We start from the raw sequence: 14,830 nt of genomic DNA on the forward strand, positions 1-14,830 counted from the left end.
CCCGTTCCACACCAGAACACACGACCAGTTGCGCGCCCTGCTGGCCGGCGCCGGACTCCGCCCGTCACCCGGCACCGGCCGCGACCAGGGCGTGTGCCTGGTGACCGCGCTGGTCGGCGGCGAGCACGGCTGACCGTTCCGCGTGGGGAGGGAAGCCGTTAGAGTGCGGGCCGTTTCGCAGACGCGGTCGTCAACCGCTGGGAGGGTGGACGTGATCGGTGTCGTCCAGTGTGTCGTGCTCGACTGTCCGGATGCGCAGGTGCTCGCGCGCTTCTACCGGGCGCTGCTCGGCGGGGAGGTCGATCGCGCCGATCCGCGGTGGAGCGTGGACGACGACTTCTCCACGCTGCACCTGCCCGACGCGTCCGTCCTCGCGTTCCAGCGGGTCGCCGACCACCGGCCGCCGCGGTGGCCCGACAGCGCGCACCCGCAGCAGTTCCACCTCGACATCGAGGTCACCGACCTCGACGACGCGCTCCGGCAGGTCGTCGCCGAGGGCGGGACGGAACTCCACCGGGACGAGCACGGGTGGATCGTGTGCGCCGACCCCGCCGGCCACCCGTTCTGCCTGCTGCCGGGTCCGGGAGCGGACCCGACGAGCTGACTCACCGTGCGGTGGATGTCCGCCGGTGTGACCACGCCGACTGGGCGGTTGTCGGAGAGGGGTTCGTCGGCGTGTGGGACGAAGGTGAGCGCGGGCCCCGACCGGATCGCCGCCGTCTGCCCGCGAGCCCCTAACGGACCCGTCCGCGCCAGGGCCCACGGCACGCGGTGTGTCAAGCAGGAAAGGCTGCGAGGCGTTCGCGGAAGTCCTGTACGGCCGGGACTGTGCTGGTCGTACTCATCTGGTCGGCGAGGTCGCGCAGCGGGCCGGCCGCGCGGTGGGAGCTGATCTCTTCGGCCAGGTCGAGCGCGCGGTGCGCGGTGGCGCACGCGCGCTCAGGATCGCCCTCCAGCCATTGGGCGTCGGCCTGGCGGCCCAGGAACAGCACGCGGGTGCGTACCCGGTCCGGCGGGAAGAGGGCGGCGGCCTCGACGTACGCCTGTTCAGCCCGGCCGGGCTGGTCGAAGTCCAGGTGTGTGGAGCCGGTGGCTCCGGCGAGTTCGGCCGGGTCGAACCAGTAGATCCACTCGGGATCGGGGTCACCGGGTGTCCCGTGCTCGCGGCGTGCAGCAGTTCGGCGGCGCGGCCGAGGTCGGTGAAGGCGGCCGGGTCGCCGCGGCGTGCGCGGGCACGGGCGCGCCGGGAGAGGAGCATGGCCTCTACACGCGGGGTGCTGCGGCCCCGGGCGGCGGACAGCGCCGTGGCGATCATGTCCTCGGCGGCATCGGGGCGGCCGGTGTTGTTGGCGGCGATGGACCAGAACGCGAGGACGTGACTGCCGAGTACCGGGTCACCGGAGGCGTGGGCCGCGCGCAACGCGGCATGGAACACCTCGTCGGCGCACTGGTCGTGTGCGTCGAACCGGGCCCACGCGTGCATGCGTGCCAAGTCGGCCGCCGCGGCGTAGAGCCGGGCGCCGTGGGCGTGGCTGTAGCTGCGGGTCGTGAGCAGGCTGACGACGAAGTCCAAGGCGACGGCGGCCTCGGCGAGGAGCTGCCCCCCGCCGTCGATGTCATCGGTGCGCCTGAGCTGGCGGACGCGTTCCTCGACGTGGCCGATCGCGGCCTCGCCGAGCCGTCGGCCCCGGGTCAGCTGGCCGGCCGCGACCGGATCGGCGGTCAGCCACATCCACAGTAAGGTGGTGAGGGCCGTGCCGGTCAACTGGGTGAACTGCCTGCGGTCCATCACGGTCTCTCCCCTGGGCAACTCGGCGAGCGCTGCGGTGGCACCGGCGGCGTCCCAGGCGTAGCGAACGGGCTGCTGGAGCGGATCCAGGCTCAGCCACCGCGGCCACAACTGTGAGCCCGCCATTTTCTGAGGTATGCCCACCAGTTCCGCGATGAGCCGCTGAGTGGGGGCATCGGGGTGGCGGGTCCTGCCGGTTGCCGCGTCCGGGCGCTCCCACCGGTAGACGCCGTCCTTGCGGGTGCCCACCGGTACACCACGCTGGGCGCCGAGCTCGCACAAGCGCCGGGCGAGTTCGCGTGCGCTCCAGCCGCGTGCCTCGCGCGCCAAGGTCAAGGGGTGCTTCATCAGCCCTCCACAGCCCAGGAGTTGGGCCGGACATGGGCACGTTAGCGGCCGGACCTGGCCGGCGGAACAACGCCTCGGGGTGCTCATCGGGTGCTCTTGAGAGCACCCCGGACGCACCCGCCGTACCGCTTCCGTCGCTTTCGGTGTTCGGCGACCGTGGTGACACGTCGCCGCACCGTCTCCCCCGGCCGGACGCCGGGACCGCACGGGACGGGCGGCGGATCCCTCACCGGAGGTACTCCGATGGACAGCGACGAGACACAGGTTCCGATCCCTGAGGACGCGGAGGCGGACGGCTACAACCCGGCCGTGATGACGGAGTTCGGCACCGTCACCGGCGCCACGCTCGGCACCAACAAGAAGAAAGGCATCGACGAAACCGAGTACTGGCACTGACCGGATTCGTGCGGTGATCGGCGATTGAGGTCCGCGCCCGGAGCGGCCGTGAGGACGGTCGGCCGCCCCGGGCGTCTTTCGAGTCGTCCACATGATAAAGGAGGATGGAGATGACGCGTTTCGTCGCTGGACGGTTCGCCACCGGTGCCGCCGACACAGCGTCCGGTCTGGTGCCCCGGCGGGGCCGCGAGGTCGTGGCCCTGCCCACCGGACGGGTCTGGACGGCCGGCCACACCGAGCAGGAGGTGGCCATCACGGACGCCGCACCGGGAGGACCCGGGGCGCGTCTGATCACGGTCGGGTGCTGCCTCGCCACCCCCGCCGAACGGAAGGCGGCGGTGCTCGCGGCGCGCCTCGGGAACGCCTCTCCCGCGCAGCGCCTCGCCGGCTCGTACCTGTCCGTGGTGGACCTCGGCGGCGAGGTATGGGTGGCAGGGGACGGTGCAGGCGTTGTGCCGCTGTACTGGCTGCCGGAGGAGGACGGTTTGTGGTGGCCCACCATGGCCACCCCGCTGGCCGCGTTGTCCGGGGCCCGACCGGACCCGGCGTGGCTGCTGGCCGAGCTGACGGTCACAGGTGTGGACTTCCGCAGGGCCGCGTCTCACTTCGAGCAGGTGCGCCGCGTGCCACCGGGTCACGCTCTGGTCCTGGCCAAGGGGCAGGCGCCCCGCGTCGCCGAAGCTCCCGCCATCCAGCCACGGTGCGATCTCGGGGAAGGGACGCGGCGACTGCGCGGCGCTGTCGTCACGGCGGTCACCCGCCGGGCCCACCGTTTCGACGTGCTTTCAGCCGATCTCTCCGGCGGTGTGGACAGCAGCACCGTCACCTGCATGGCATCCGAAGTGAAGCCATTACTGGCCATCACCTACACCGACGCGGTGATGGCAGAGGACGACGATGTCCTGTACGCCCGCCGGATCGCGAAGGAGGTCGGCGGTATCACCCACGAGATCGTTGACGGCCGATCCTCGGGCGTGGCGCACTATGACGGCCTCGAAGAGACGGATGCTCTGCCGGCCACGGACATGCCCTCGCTCACGCTCGCGCTCCTGGCCATCAAGGACGCCCAGCTCCAGCGCGCGGCAGCCGCGGGGTCACAGGCACATCTGACGGGGCGCGGCGGCGACAACATTCTCGTCCCGTCGACCAGCCACCCGGTGGACCACTTCCTGGCCGGTCACCGCATCCCAGCACTTCGCCGCGCCGCCGCCTACGCCCGAGCGCAGCGCGTCGCCCCGTGGCGGGTGTGGCGCCAGCTCGCAGCCACCGCCGCCACCAGCTACCCGCGCGCATTACAGCGCCTGGCCGAGACACTGGCTGGAACCCGCCCGTTCACCAGGCGTCCGGCCCCGGACAGCTGGGCGTACCTGGACTGGTGCTCGCCAGCGCCGGCCGCCCGCTGGCTTACAGGCCAGGGCCGGGCCGCCGTGGCCGGGCTCGTCGGCCAGCGGGCGGTCAGCGCCGATCCGCACATCATCCCGGCCGTACTGCACGACCGACTGGCCTGGGAATGGATGTCCGCCTCGCACGCCACCTTCGACGCGATCTCCCGCCAGCGGTGGGGGCTGGGCATCCACGCGCCGTTCCTGGACACCGCCGTGGCCGAAGCCGCCTTCGGCATCCCCGGTTACCAGCGGGTCCGCCCCGGCGTCTACAAACCACTCGCGCAGGCGGCATTCCGCGGCCTGGCCCCGGACTGGCTCTTGCAGCGGCCGACGAAGACGGCGTTCACCGGCAGCATGTACGCCGGGCTGGCTGCCAACGTGCCTACTCTGCGGCGGATCCTCGGCAACTCGCGGCTCTCCCAGGCCGGCCTGATCGACGTTCGCCACGCCGCCGCCGATCTCGACGCAGCAGCCACGGGCGTTCCCGCTCCGCTGGCCGACCTCCACGTCCTGCTCGTGACCGAGCTGTGGCTCGCCCGACTGGACATCGCACGCGCCACTTGGTGGACCGACACTCCCGACGTCAGGAGTGCATTGTGCCTGTGACCCCGCAGCTCCGCACCGCCCGGCTCACGGGTGGTGGCGCCGCCATCATGGACATCCGCGCTGGCCGTGGTCGATGGTGGCACCTCAACGGGACCGCCGCCCATCTGTGGCATCAACTCGCCGCAGGCACCCCTCTCGACGAAGCTGTGGACGAATTCGCCAACCACTTCGCCGCGCAGGGCGCCGACCGCGACATCGTCCGTGCCGACCTGACCGCCCTGGCCCGCCAGCTGAGCGGAACCGGGCTGCTCACCGCCCGCGCAGCCCCGGCCCCGGACCTCACCGTCACCCAGACCCGGATCGCCTTGCCCACCAACACACCGCTGTCCGCGGCCGATCGCGTCGCCGGTCTCCTCGGGATGACGGCCGCCCTGGTCCTTCTGCGCTGTGCCCCCATCCGCACAGGTATCGCCGTGGCCCACGCCCTCGCGCACATCCCGCGCCGCCCGGCGACCGCGCGGCAGGCTGACGCCCTCCTCCTCGCAGTCCGCCGCGCAGGCCGTGCATGGCCGGGACGCGTGGCCTGCCGTGAGGAGTCGCTGGGCTGCCACTTCGCCGCCGTACTGCGCGGCCGACGAGTCGCCTGGGTGATCGGCGCCCGTACCGCACCAGCCGCCGCGCACGCCTGGAACGAAGCAGACGGGGTGGTGATCGGGCAGGACGCGGGCGACCGGGTATGGCCATACGCGCCTGCCCTTCGCATCTGATGCCTCACCCAGCGTCCTCGGGAACCAGAACATGCTTTCGTCACCAGCCGGAACGCCTATGGGCCGTGACACGCTTTGGGGCGGTTCGTTGCCGGGGGTATGAGCCCTCCAAGCGCGGCGGAGACCCCGCTCAGCACACCAAGCAAGCGCCGCCTCCTTCGGCGGAAGCGGCCCACAGATGTCCTGCTGCCCACATACAGCCTCAGCGCCGAACGCCACGACGACGCGCTTGATGCCTCCTGGTGGGCCATCGCTCGTCGCCTGCCCCGGTTCTCCGGCATCGCCATCCGGCTGGCCTGGCAGGCGGCGCCGCGGGCTGTGCTGCTGACCTGCCTGCTCCAACTGGTGTCCGGGGCTGTCACCGCACTCGGCCTGTACGCCACCACCAGCGCCCTCACCCCGCTGCTGGCGAGTGGTCCCACGGCGGAACGCGTACACGATGCACTCCCCGCGCTGATCGTCGTCACCGTTGCTGCCTGCGCCCGCTCCGTGGTGGCAGCGCTCACCGTCGCCACCACCGCTCGTATCGGGCCGCGTGTCGACGGGATCGCGGAGACCCGCTACCTCGAAGCCACCACAAAAGCGCCGCTCGCCTGCTACGACGACCCCGCGTGGTCGGACCAGTCCGAAGCAGCCTCTCGTGCCGCAAAAGACGTCCATCTGATGGTGGAAGCCCTCACCACGGTCACCACCGCCCTGCTGTGCATCGTGGCCGCCGCCGGGATCATGGCTCACTTGCACCCCGCGTTGTTGCCCCTCATGTTGCTCGCCGTCATCCCCCGTGGCTGGGCTGCCGTACGCTCCGCACGCGCCGCCTACTTCGCCGACCGCCACACCCTCGCCGACCGCCGTCTGCGGCACTCCGTCATCTTCCAGACATCCAGCCGGGAAAGTGCCCTGGAAGTCAGGGCCTACACCATGCGGAACTGGCTGCTGGGCCGCTTCCGCGATGTCGCCGCCCGGCTGGAAGAGGCAGCCGCCACCGTCGGCCGTGCCACCGCCCGTTACCAACTCATCGGCGACGCCGTCGCAGGCATCGCCACCGGCGGCGTCTACGCCGCCCTGCTGTGGCTGACCGCGAACGGTCACATCGCGCCTGCCGCCGCCGGTACCGCCTTCATCGCCGTCCAGACCAGCCAGCGACTGCTGACCGGGCTGGTCCAAGGCACCAACACCACGTACAAGGCGGGCCTGTACCTGGGCGACTGGGACGCCTTCCTCACCGACACCGCCACCCGTACCCGTCTCCCGGCCCAGTCTGCACCCGTGCCGGCCGACCCCGAGGTGATCGAGGCCCGAGGCGTCACGTTCCGCTACCCGGGCGCCGGGTCTCCGGCACTGAAGGACGTCACCGTACGCGTTCGTCGTGGCGAAGTCCTGGCGATCGTCGGTGCGAACGGCTCGGGCAAGTCCACCCTCGCCAAACTCCTGGTCGGCCTCTACACCCCGGACACGGGCACCGTCACCTGGGACGGCACCGATCTGTCCCAGACCGACCACGAACAACTGTGGCAACGACTTGCCCTGTTGCCACAGGACTTCGGTCGTTGGCGTGTCACCGCCCGCGAGAACATCACTCTCGGCCAGGGCGACCAGGACGAACGCAGCATCAACGCGGCAGCGGCGGCCGTCGGTGCGGATGCCGTTCTCGACGCCCTGCCCGACGGCCTGGACACCGACCTCGCGCCCTCCTGGTGGGGCGGACGCGACCTCTCCGGTGGCCAGTGGCAGCGCATCGCCGCCGCCCGTGCCATCTATCGCGACGCGCCCGTGCTCATCTGCGACGAACCGACCTCCGCCCTCGATCCCCTGGCGGAGGAGGCCGTGTACCGGCGCATCCAGACGCTCGCCCGGGGCCGCACCGTCATCCTCATCACCCACCGCCTCGGCGCCACGCGCCGCGCGGACCGCATCCTCGTCCTCGACGGGGGAGTGGTCACCGAGGAAGGCACCCACGAATCGCTGCTCGACCGCGAGGGGACGTACGCGGCGATGTGGCGCGCCCAGGCCGACACGTACGCCGCCGCACCGGCCTGAGACGTCTGCTGGCCTCAGCGCGGGTGCCTGCGGCGTGTCAGCGGTGCGGGCCGGAGTGGGATGTCATCAGGTTCTGCACCGCCCGCTGCACGTCGACCGGGGTCAGCACGCCGACCGGGCGGTCGTCGTCGAGGACCACGACGCGGTCCTCCGGGGTCGGTTCGAGGCGGGGGAGGAGTTCGGAGAGAGGTTCGTCGGGGTGGGAGATGCGGGTTTCGGAGAGCGGGCGCATGACCTCGGCGACCGTCGCGTCGCCCGTGGCGGCCTGTTCGCGTGTCACCAGGCCCACGGCGCGGCCCTCCTCGTCCGTCACCGGGAACGCGCGGTGCCGGTCGCCGTACGACGGGTCGTCGCGCAGCCGGCCGGCGGGCAGGGTGGTCGGAACGGTCACCGGGTCGGCCGTCATCGCCGAGCCGACCGGCACGCCGGAGACGGTCTCCCGGAGGTGCGCCTGGCGGCCCTCCGCCGTCGCCGCCAGCACCAGGAACCAGCCGACCAGCGCCAGCCACAGCGGGCCGAACACGCCGGTCGTCAGGAAGCCCCACAGGCCGAGCGCCACCAGCACCCAGCCGAAGACCCGCCCCGCGCCCGCCGCGCCCCGCGCCGCGCGCAGCCGGTCGCCGGTGCGCCACCACAGGAACGCGCGCAGCAGCCGGCCGCCGTCCAGCGGCGCCGCCGGAATCGCGTTGAACACGCCCAGCAGGATGTTGATCGCCGCCAGCCACGCCGACGCCTCGACCAGCGGGCCGCTCGCCGACGTCGCGTCCAGCAGCCACGTCAGCGCCGCGAACAGGCCGCCGAGGACCAGGCTCACCAGCGGCCCCACGCCCGCGATCCGCAGCTCGGACCCCGGGTCGGGCGCCTCCGCCCGCAGCCGCGTCGCGCCGCCGAGCAGCCACAGCGTGATGCCGTCCACGCCCACCCCGCGCCGCCGCGCCTCCACGGCGTGCGCCAGCTCGTGCGCGAGCAGTGACGCGAAGAAGACGGCGGCCGTGACCAGCCCGACGAGGGTGTACAGCGCCCAGGAACGCCCCGGGTACGCGTCCGGCAGGCGCTCGGCGGCAAGACCGGCCGCGATCAGCGCGAAGATCAGCAGGACGCTCCAGTGGACGCCGACCCTGACCCCGGCGATCCTGCCCAGTGTGATGGTCGCCCGCACGCGCGGTCACCTCATCCGTTCGGGAACCCGATCCGTTGGCGAACCGCTCGCGGGTACCCGGCGCGGGTGTGGGTCAACCGTTCGCCAGGTGTGCGGTGAACCAGTCCCCGGCCTGTTCCGCGACGGCGGACAGGGTGCCCGGCTCCTCGAAGAGGTGGCCCGCGCCGGGGACGACGGAGAGCCGGGACGGGTCGGGCAGGGTGCGCAGGGCGTCCTCGTTCAGCCGCAGGACGTCCGGGTCCGCGCCGCCGACCAGGAGCAGCACCGGCGCCCGTACGGCCGCGAGCCGTTCGCCCGCCAGGTCGGGGCGGCCGCCGCGCGAGACCACGGCGGCGTATCGCGCGCCCGGCTCGGACGCCGCCCACAGCGCGCCCGCCGCGCCCGTGCCGGCGCCGAACAGGCCGACGGGCAGCGGCCGTTCCAGCTCACCGGTGAGCCAGGCTGTCGCCGCCGTGATGCGGCGTGCGGGCAGTGCCACGTCGCAGACGCGTGCGCGGTCGAGGTCTTCCGCGTCCGTCAGCAGGTCGAGGAGGAACGTGCCGAGGCCCGCGTCGTTCAGCACCTCGGCGACGAAACCGTTGCGCGGCCCCACGAGCAGCACGACGCCCCGCGCCCCGCGCGGCAGCACCAGCTCGCCGCCGAGCCGCGCCCCGTCCGCCGTCTCCAGCGTCACGCGCCGCCGGTCGCCGCGCCCGAGGGCCGCCGTGACCTCCTCGTCCGTCGTCTGCGCGAAGTCCGTGAAGTACTGCCCCACCGCCCGGAAGCCCTCCGGCTCGCTCGGGCACACCAGCTCGTCCGCGTCACCCCCCATCGCCCGCCGCCACCCGGGCGGCGCCACCGGCACGGCCAGGACCACCCGCCGCGCCCCCCGCGACCTGGCGGCCCGGCACGCCGCCCGCGCCGTCGCCCCGGTGGCGATCCCGTCGTCCACCACGACCACCGTACGGCCCGCCACTGACACCGGCGCCCGTCCGGCCCGGTAGGCGCGCGACCGCCGCTCCAGCTCGGCGCGTTCGGCCGCCTCGACCTCCGCCAGCTCGGGCTCCGACACGCCCGCCGCGCGCAGCACGTCGCCGTTCAGCACCCGCGCGCCGTCCTCGCCGATGGCGCCCATGGCCACCTCCGGCTGGTGCGGCACGCCCAGCTTGCGGACGACCCCGACGTCCAGCGGCGCGGACAGCGCCCCCGCCACCTCGGCCGCCACCGGCACACCCCCGCGCGGCAGCCCCAGCACCACGACGTCCTGGTCCAGGAAGCGCCTCAGCTCCCGGGCCAGCACCCGTCCGGCCTCGGTACGGTCGGCGTACACCATGGGGGCTCCTCTCCCCGGCCTCACGGCCGGTCGCGGCTCAGCGCACGCGCACCGCCAGGTCGTTGTCCACCGTGTAGTACGGCTGGACGGTGGTCGTGCCGATCCTGGCGGGCGGGTAGACGAACACCGGCTTCTTGTCGGCCACGTCGTCCAGCAGCCGCCCGACCCGCACCCGGGGCGCCTTGCGCGCGGGCCGCACGAACACGTCCCAGAACACCTCGTCCGCGTCCCCGGTGCCCTGCGCGACCAGCGGCTCGTACGGCACGGTGAACGTGAAGCCGCCCGCGCCGTCCGCGCGCAGCTCCGCCTCGACCGCCGGGCCGTCCTTCCCGCCGCCGCGCAGCTTCAGCAGCGCCGCCGCGCCCGCGCCGTGCGCCACGCCCACGAGCCGCACGGCCGCCGTCATGCCCTCGCCGTCCACACGGACGTCCCCGGCCTCGGCGTGCCCCTGGCGCACCCACGAACGCAGCGCGAAGTAGGCGTCCTTCGTCGCGTACGGCAGCCGCACGGCCACCTCGGGCCCCTCGGGGTCGGGGCGCGTCCCGGCGGCCAGGCCCCGCAGGTCACGCAGCCCCGGTACGGCGCGCAGCCGCGGCCGGTCGGGGCCCGTCAGCGCGTACACGTCCCAGCGGCCCTCGGGCAGCGGCGGCTCCGCGTCGAGCACACCGCGCCAGCCGCTGTCCCCTTCGGCGTCCCGCGCCAGCGGCACGGTCCGCGTCTCCGTCTCGGGATCGCCCTTCTTCGGGCGCAGCACGACGAGCAGCGCCGGGTCGCCGTCCGGCTCGGGCAGGCGCGCGACGCCGAACGCCAGCCGCCCGTCGGCGGCGAGCAGGCAGTCGACGCGCGGCAGCCGGTCCTTGGGCAGGTCGGAGGTGCCGGGGGCGGTCTCGGTGGCGGTGGTCATCGGCGTGCCTTCCGTACGGTGCGGACCGTGGCCGACGCGGCGCTGACGGCCGCGTCGCGCAGGGCGTGCGGCGCGCTGCGCAGCGCGGCGGACACCCGGCTGCCGAGCGGCCGGGTGGCCCGCCCGGCGCGCTTCTCCTCCATGAGGCTGAGGAAGAGCCGTTCGGCCTCCGCGATGATCGGGACCGGGTCGTACACCTCGGAGTTGGCCAGCGCCGCGGCGCCCATCTCGCGGCGCCGCTCGTCGTCGCGGACGAGGGCGAGCAGCGCGTCGCCGAAGGCGTCGGCCTTGCCGACCGGCACGAGCTTGCCGTCCACGCCGTCCTTGATGATCTCGCCGGGCCCGTAGTCGCAGTCGGTGCTGACGACGGGCAGGCCGCAGCGCATGGCCTCGACGATGGTCATGCCGAACGGCTCGAAGTTCGACGTCACCGCCGCGATCGAGCCCTTCACCCACTCCGATTCCATCGGGCTGGCCGAGCCCATGAGGAACGCGTTGTTGTACAGGCCGAGTTCGTCGATCAGGGCGCGCAGCTTCTCCTGCTCCTCGCCCTTGCCGTAGATCCGCAGCTGCCAGTCGGGGCGCTCGGCGGCGACCTTGGCGAACGCGCGGATCAGCAGGTCGTAGCGCTTCACGCGCACCAGGCGGCCCGCCGCGACGATGATCTTCCCGTTGCCGTCCGCCGGGGGCAGTCCGGGGCGGGGGACGCTGTTGGGCAGCGCCTGGAGGCGTACGCCGGGCAGCCGCATGCGGCGGCGGTACTCGTCGGCGTCGGCGTGCGTCACGGTGGTGACGGCGTCCAGCTTCGGGTAGACGCGGCGCAGTTCGCCGCGCAGGGCGGGCGGGTGGTTGAGCAGCGTGAGGTGTTCCTGGCCGATGCGGACGGCGTCCTGGGGGCCTTCGAGCGCGAGGTGCACGTTCAGCCCCGGGCGCGTGCCGATCACGACGTCCGCCTCAAGGCCCGCCAGGCACTCCTTGATCCGCTGGTCGGTCAGCTTGCTGTACTGCCCGTAGCGGTACTCGGAGGCGGGGAAGACGCGGGCCGGGGTGGTGTGCAGGGGGTGGTCCTTCTCCTCCCGCAGGTCCACCAGGTGGCGCATGGCGACCTTCTCGCCGAGCGCGAAGTTCGGCTGGGCGCGGTGCCGGAACACCGAGACGATCTCGACGTCGTGGCGCTCGGCGAGTGCCGAGGCGAGGTTGAACGTCGTCTTGATCGTGCCCCCGATCCCGTATCCGTTGTGCAGGAGAAAGACGATCTTCATGGCGGCAGGGACCTATCGCGAAGGCGCGCGGCGGACGGACCGGCGGCGGGTCGGCATCATGTCTCCTCGCGGCTGCTCGGCAGCTGCTCGTCGAGCGTGGGGACGCCGGGCGGCGGTGCTCCCGCGGGCGGATACGCCGCGGGGGGCCGCTCGGCGCGGCGCTGGTGCTCCCGGCCGGTGCGCGGCGGACGCGCGGTGACCGGGGACGGCGCAGCGAGGGACACAGTACCCCGGAGCCTGCCGTGGCCCGCGAATCCCCGGCGGGCATCGGCGTCCCGGGGCACGGGCGTTGCGGGGCGCGCGGGCATCAGCGGGCTCCGGGCGGGACGTCCGCGCTCTCCTGTCCCCAGCGCCACTCGGCGACCTCGGGGAGGTCGGTGCCGTGCTCGCGTATCCAGTCGTGGTGGCGGTAGCGCGCGTCGGCCATGGTCTGGCGCACCTGCGCGGCGCGTACGGCCAGGCCCGGCACGCGGTCGATCACGTCCATCACGAGGCGGAAGCGGTCCAGGTTGTTGCGCACCACCATGTCGAACGGGGTGGTGGTCGTGCCCTCCTCGATGTAGCCGCGGACGTGGATGTCGTCGTGGTTGGCGCGGCGGTACGTCAGCCGGTGGATCAGCCACGGGTAGCCGTGGTACGCGAAGACGACGGGGCGGTCCGGGGGGAACAGGCCGTCGTAGTCGCGGTCGGACATGCCGTGCGGATGTTCGCCGGCGGGCAGCAGGCGCGCGATGTCCACGACGTTGACGACCCGTATCGCCACGTCGGGCAGGTGGCGGTGCAGGAGGTCGGCGGCGGCGATGGTCTCCTGGGTGGGCACGTCGCCCGCGCAGGCGAGGACCACGTCCGGCTCGCGGTCGCCCTGTTCCGAGCCCGCCCAGTCCCAGATGCCCGCGCCGCGCGCGCAGTGGGCGCGGGCCGTGGGGAGGTCGAGCCAGTCGTAGCACGCGTTCTTCCCGGCGACGATCACGTTCACGTACTCGCGGCTGCGCAGGACGTGGTCGGAGACGGCGAGCAGCGTGTTGGTGTCCGGCGGCAGGTAGACACGCACCACTTCGGGGCTCTTGTTGAGCACGTGGTCCACGAAGCCCGGGTCCTGGTGGGAGAAGCCGTTGTGGTCCTGCCGCCACACGTGGGAGGTCAGCAGGTAGTTGAGGGACGCGACGGGGCGGCGCCAGGGCAGGCGGCGGGAGGTGCGCAGCCACTTGATGTGCTGGTTCGCCATGGAGTCCACGATGTGCACGAACGCCTCGTAGCAGGAGAACAGCCCGTGCCTGCCGGTGAGGGTGTAGCCCTCCAGCCAGCCTTGGCAGAGGTGTTCGGACAGGACCTCCATCACGCGGCCGTCGTGCGCCAGGTCCTCGTCCACGTCGAGGACGCCCGCCTTCCATGCCTTGCCCGTCGCCTCGTACACCGCCTGGAGCTTGTTGGAGGCGGTCTCGTCGGGGCCGATGAGGCGGAAGTCGCGGCGCTGTTCGGTGGCGCGCATGAGGTCGCGCAGCAGGGTGCCGAGGACGGCGGTCGGCTCGTGCAGCGTGGTGCCCGGGGATTCGACGGGCACGGCGTGGTCCTCAAGCGGCGGCACGGGGAGTTCGCGCAGCAGCATGCCGCCGTTGGCGTGGGGGTTGCTGCCGAGGCGGCGGCGTCCGGCGGGTGTCTGGGAGAGCACCTGGGGGGACGGCCTGCCCTGCGCGTCGAACAGTTCCTCGGGGCGGTAGGACCGCATCCAGTCCTCCAGCTGGCGCAGGTGCTCCGGGTTGGTGCGGACGGCGGCCAGCGGGACCTGGTGGGCGCGCCAGGTGCCCTCGACGGGGAGGCCGTCCACCGTGCCGGGGCCCGTCCAGCCCTTGGGCGTGCGCAGGACGATGACGGGCCAGCGCGGCCGTTCGGTGCGGCCCTCGTTGCGCGCGGCGTGCTGGATGGCGGCGACGCGGTCGAGCGCCAGGTCCATGGCGGCGGCGAGTTGCTGGTGGACGTCGTCCGGCTGGTCGCCGCCGACGTGCAGCGGCTCGTAGCCGAAGCCGTGCAGCATGGCGTCCAGTTCCTCGCGCGGGATGCGGGCGAGGACCGTGGGGTTGGCGATCTTGTAGCCGTTGAGGTGCAGGATCGGGAGGACGGCGCCGTCGTGCACCGGGTCGAGGAACTTGTCGGCGTGCCAGGAGGCGGCGAGCGGGCCCGTCTCGGCCTCGCCGTCGCCGATGACGCAGGCGACCAGGAGGTCCGGGTTGTCCAGGGCGGCGCCGTGGGCGTGGGCGAGCGAGTAGCCCAGCTCGCCGCCCTCGTGGATGGACCCGGGCGTCTCGGGCGCGACATGGCTGGGGACGCCGCCGGGGAAGGAGAACTGCTTGAACAGCCTGCCCATGCCCGTCGCGTCACGCGTGACGTCGGGGTAGGTGTCCGTGTAGCTGCCGTCGAGCCAGGAGTTGGCGACCACGGCCGGGCCGCCGTGCCCCGGGCCCCAGACGCAGATGGCGTCCAGGTCGCGGGCGATGATCACGCGGTTCAGGTGGGCGTGCACCAGGTTGAGGCCCGGCGAGGTGCCCCAGTGGCCCAGCAGGCGGGGCTTGATGTGCTCGGGGCGCAGCGGCTCGGTGAGCAGGGGGTCGGCCATCAGGTAGATCTGGCCGACGGACAGGTAGTTGGCGGCCCGCCAGTACGCGTTGAGGGCCGTCAGTTCCGTCTCGTCCAGGGGGCGGGTGGCCGGCGGTCGCAGTTCCTGGCGCATGGGCACGGGGCCTTTCTGCGGGGGCGCTTCTCCGGGGGGTCCGTCGGTGGGGGTGCTGCCGGGGTGCGGCGGGGGCGGACGCGGGCGGGCCGGTGTGCCCACGCACACCGGCCCGGAGGGGGGGGGGGGGGGGGGGGGGGGGGGGGGGGGGGGGGGAGGAGGGGGGGGGGGGGAGGGGGGGGGGGGGGGGGGTGGACCTG

Annotated in this window: 11 protein-coding genes; 5 read left to right on the forward strand and 6 right to left on the reverse strand. The window is 73.3% G+C overall.

Features of this window, described 5'->3' with window-relative positions; all coding sequences use genetic code 11:
- Positions 1–211 precede the first annotated feature (211 nt).
- Positions 212–604, forward strand: coding sequence for a VOC family protein (locus tag ACL02R_RS29340; protein ID WP_412799996.1), 393 nt, complete (start codon positions 212–214; stop codon positions 602–604).
- A gap of 237 nt (positions 605–841) precedes the next feature.
- Here ACL02R_RS29340 and ACL02R_RS29345 read toward each other — a convergent pair whose 3' ends face one another.
- Positions 842–2,137 carry a transcriptional regulator gene (locus tag ACL02R_RS29345; RefSeq protein ID WP_412799997.1) on the reverse strand — a complete coding sequence of 432 codons (1,296 nt, stop codon included), beginning with the start codon at positions 2,135–2,137 and terminating at the stop codon, positions 842–844.
- A 243-nt stretch (positions 2,138–2,380) separates the two neighbouring features.
- On the opposite strand from ACL02R_RS29345, the gene ACL02R_RS29350 reads away from it, so the two are divergent.
- The 4 genes from ACL02R_RS29350 (at position 2,381) to ACL02R_RS29365 (ending at position 7,268) form a co-directional block, all read left to right on the forward strand.
- Positions 2,381–2,533, forward strand: coding sequence for a hypothetical protein (locus ACL02R_RS29350; RefSeq protein WP_412799998.1), 153 nt, complete (start codon positions 2,381–2,383; stop codon positions 2,531–2,533).
- Between the two features lie 110 nt (positions 2,534–2,643).
- Entirely contained in the window at positions 2,644–4,524 is a 1,881-nt protein-coding gene (locus ACL02R_RS29355; protein ID WP_412799999.1) for an asparagine synthase-related protein, read from the forward strand.
- A complete protein-coding gene (locus ACL02R_RS29360; RefSeq protein ID WP_412800000.1) occupies positions 4,521–5,231 on the forward strand; it encodes a lasso peptide biosynthesis B2 protein in 711 nt (236 codons plus the stop codon). Before ACL02R_RS29355 ends, ACL02R_RS29360 begins: the two co-directional genes overlap by 4 nt.
- Positions 5,232–5,330: 99 nt before the next feature.
- Positions 5,331–7,268, forward strand: a complete 1,938-nt coding sequence (locus ACL02R_RS29365; RefSeq protein WP_412800001.1) for an ABC transporter ATP-binding protein — start codon at positions 5,331–5,333, stop codon at positions 7,266–7,268.
- A 37-nt stretch (positions 7,269–7,305) separates the two neighbouring features.
- Here the strand turns inward: ACL02R_RS29365 and ACL02R_RS29370 are convergent, their stop codons facing one another.
- The 5 genes from ACL02R_RS29370 to ACL02R_RS29390 all read right to left on the reverse strand — a co-directional run bounded on the left by ACL02R_RS29370 (position 7,306) and on the right by ACL02R_RS29390 (position 14,630).
- Positions 7,306–8,427, reverse strand: a complete 1,122-nt coding sequence (locus tag ACL02R_RS29370; protein ID WP_412800002.1) for a site-2 protease family protein — start codon at positions 8,425–8,427, stop codon at positions 7,306–7,308.
- Between the two features lie 73 nt (positions 8,428–8,500).
- Positions 8,501–9,739, reverse strand: a complete 1,239-nt coding sequence (locus tag ACL02R_RS29375) for a phosphoribosyltransferase family protein (RefSeq protein ID WP_412800003.1) — start codon at positions 9,737–9,739, stop codon at positions 8,501–8,503.
- Between the two features lie 37 nt (positions 9,740–9,776).
- Positions 9,777–10,643 (reverse strand): transferase, encoded by an 867-nt coding sequence (locus tag ACL02R_RS29380; protein WP_412800004.1) that lies wholly within the window; start codon positions 10,641–10,643, stop codon positions 9,777–9,779.
- The gene (locus tag ACL02R_RS29385) at positions 10,640–11,905 is read right to left on the reverse strand and encodes a glycosyltransferase family 4 protein (protein ID WP_412800005.1); all 1,266 of its coding nucleotides are present in this window, start codon (positions 11,903–11,905) and stop codon (positions 10,640–10,642) included. Before ACL02R_RS29385 ends, ACL02R_RS29380 begins: the two co-directional genes overlap by 4 nt.
- A gap of 307 nt (positions 11,906–12,212) precedes the next feature.
- The gene (locus ACL02R_RS29390; RefSeq protein ID WP_412800006.1) at positions 12,213–14,630 is read right to left on the reverse strand and encodes a phosphoketolase; all 2,418 of its coding nucleotides are present in this window, start codon (positions 14,628–14,630) and stop codon (positions 12,213–12,215) included.
- Between the last annotated feature and the right edge of the window lie 200 nt (positions 14,631–14,830).

The sequence above is a fragment of the Streptomyces sp. MS19 genome (assembly GCF_047200595.1).
Lineage (GTDB): Bacteria > Actinomycetota > Actinomycetes > Streptomycetales > Streptomycetaceae > Streptomyces.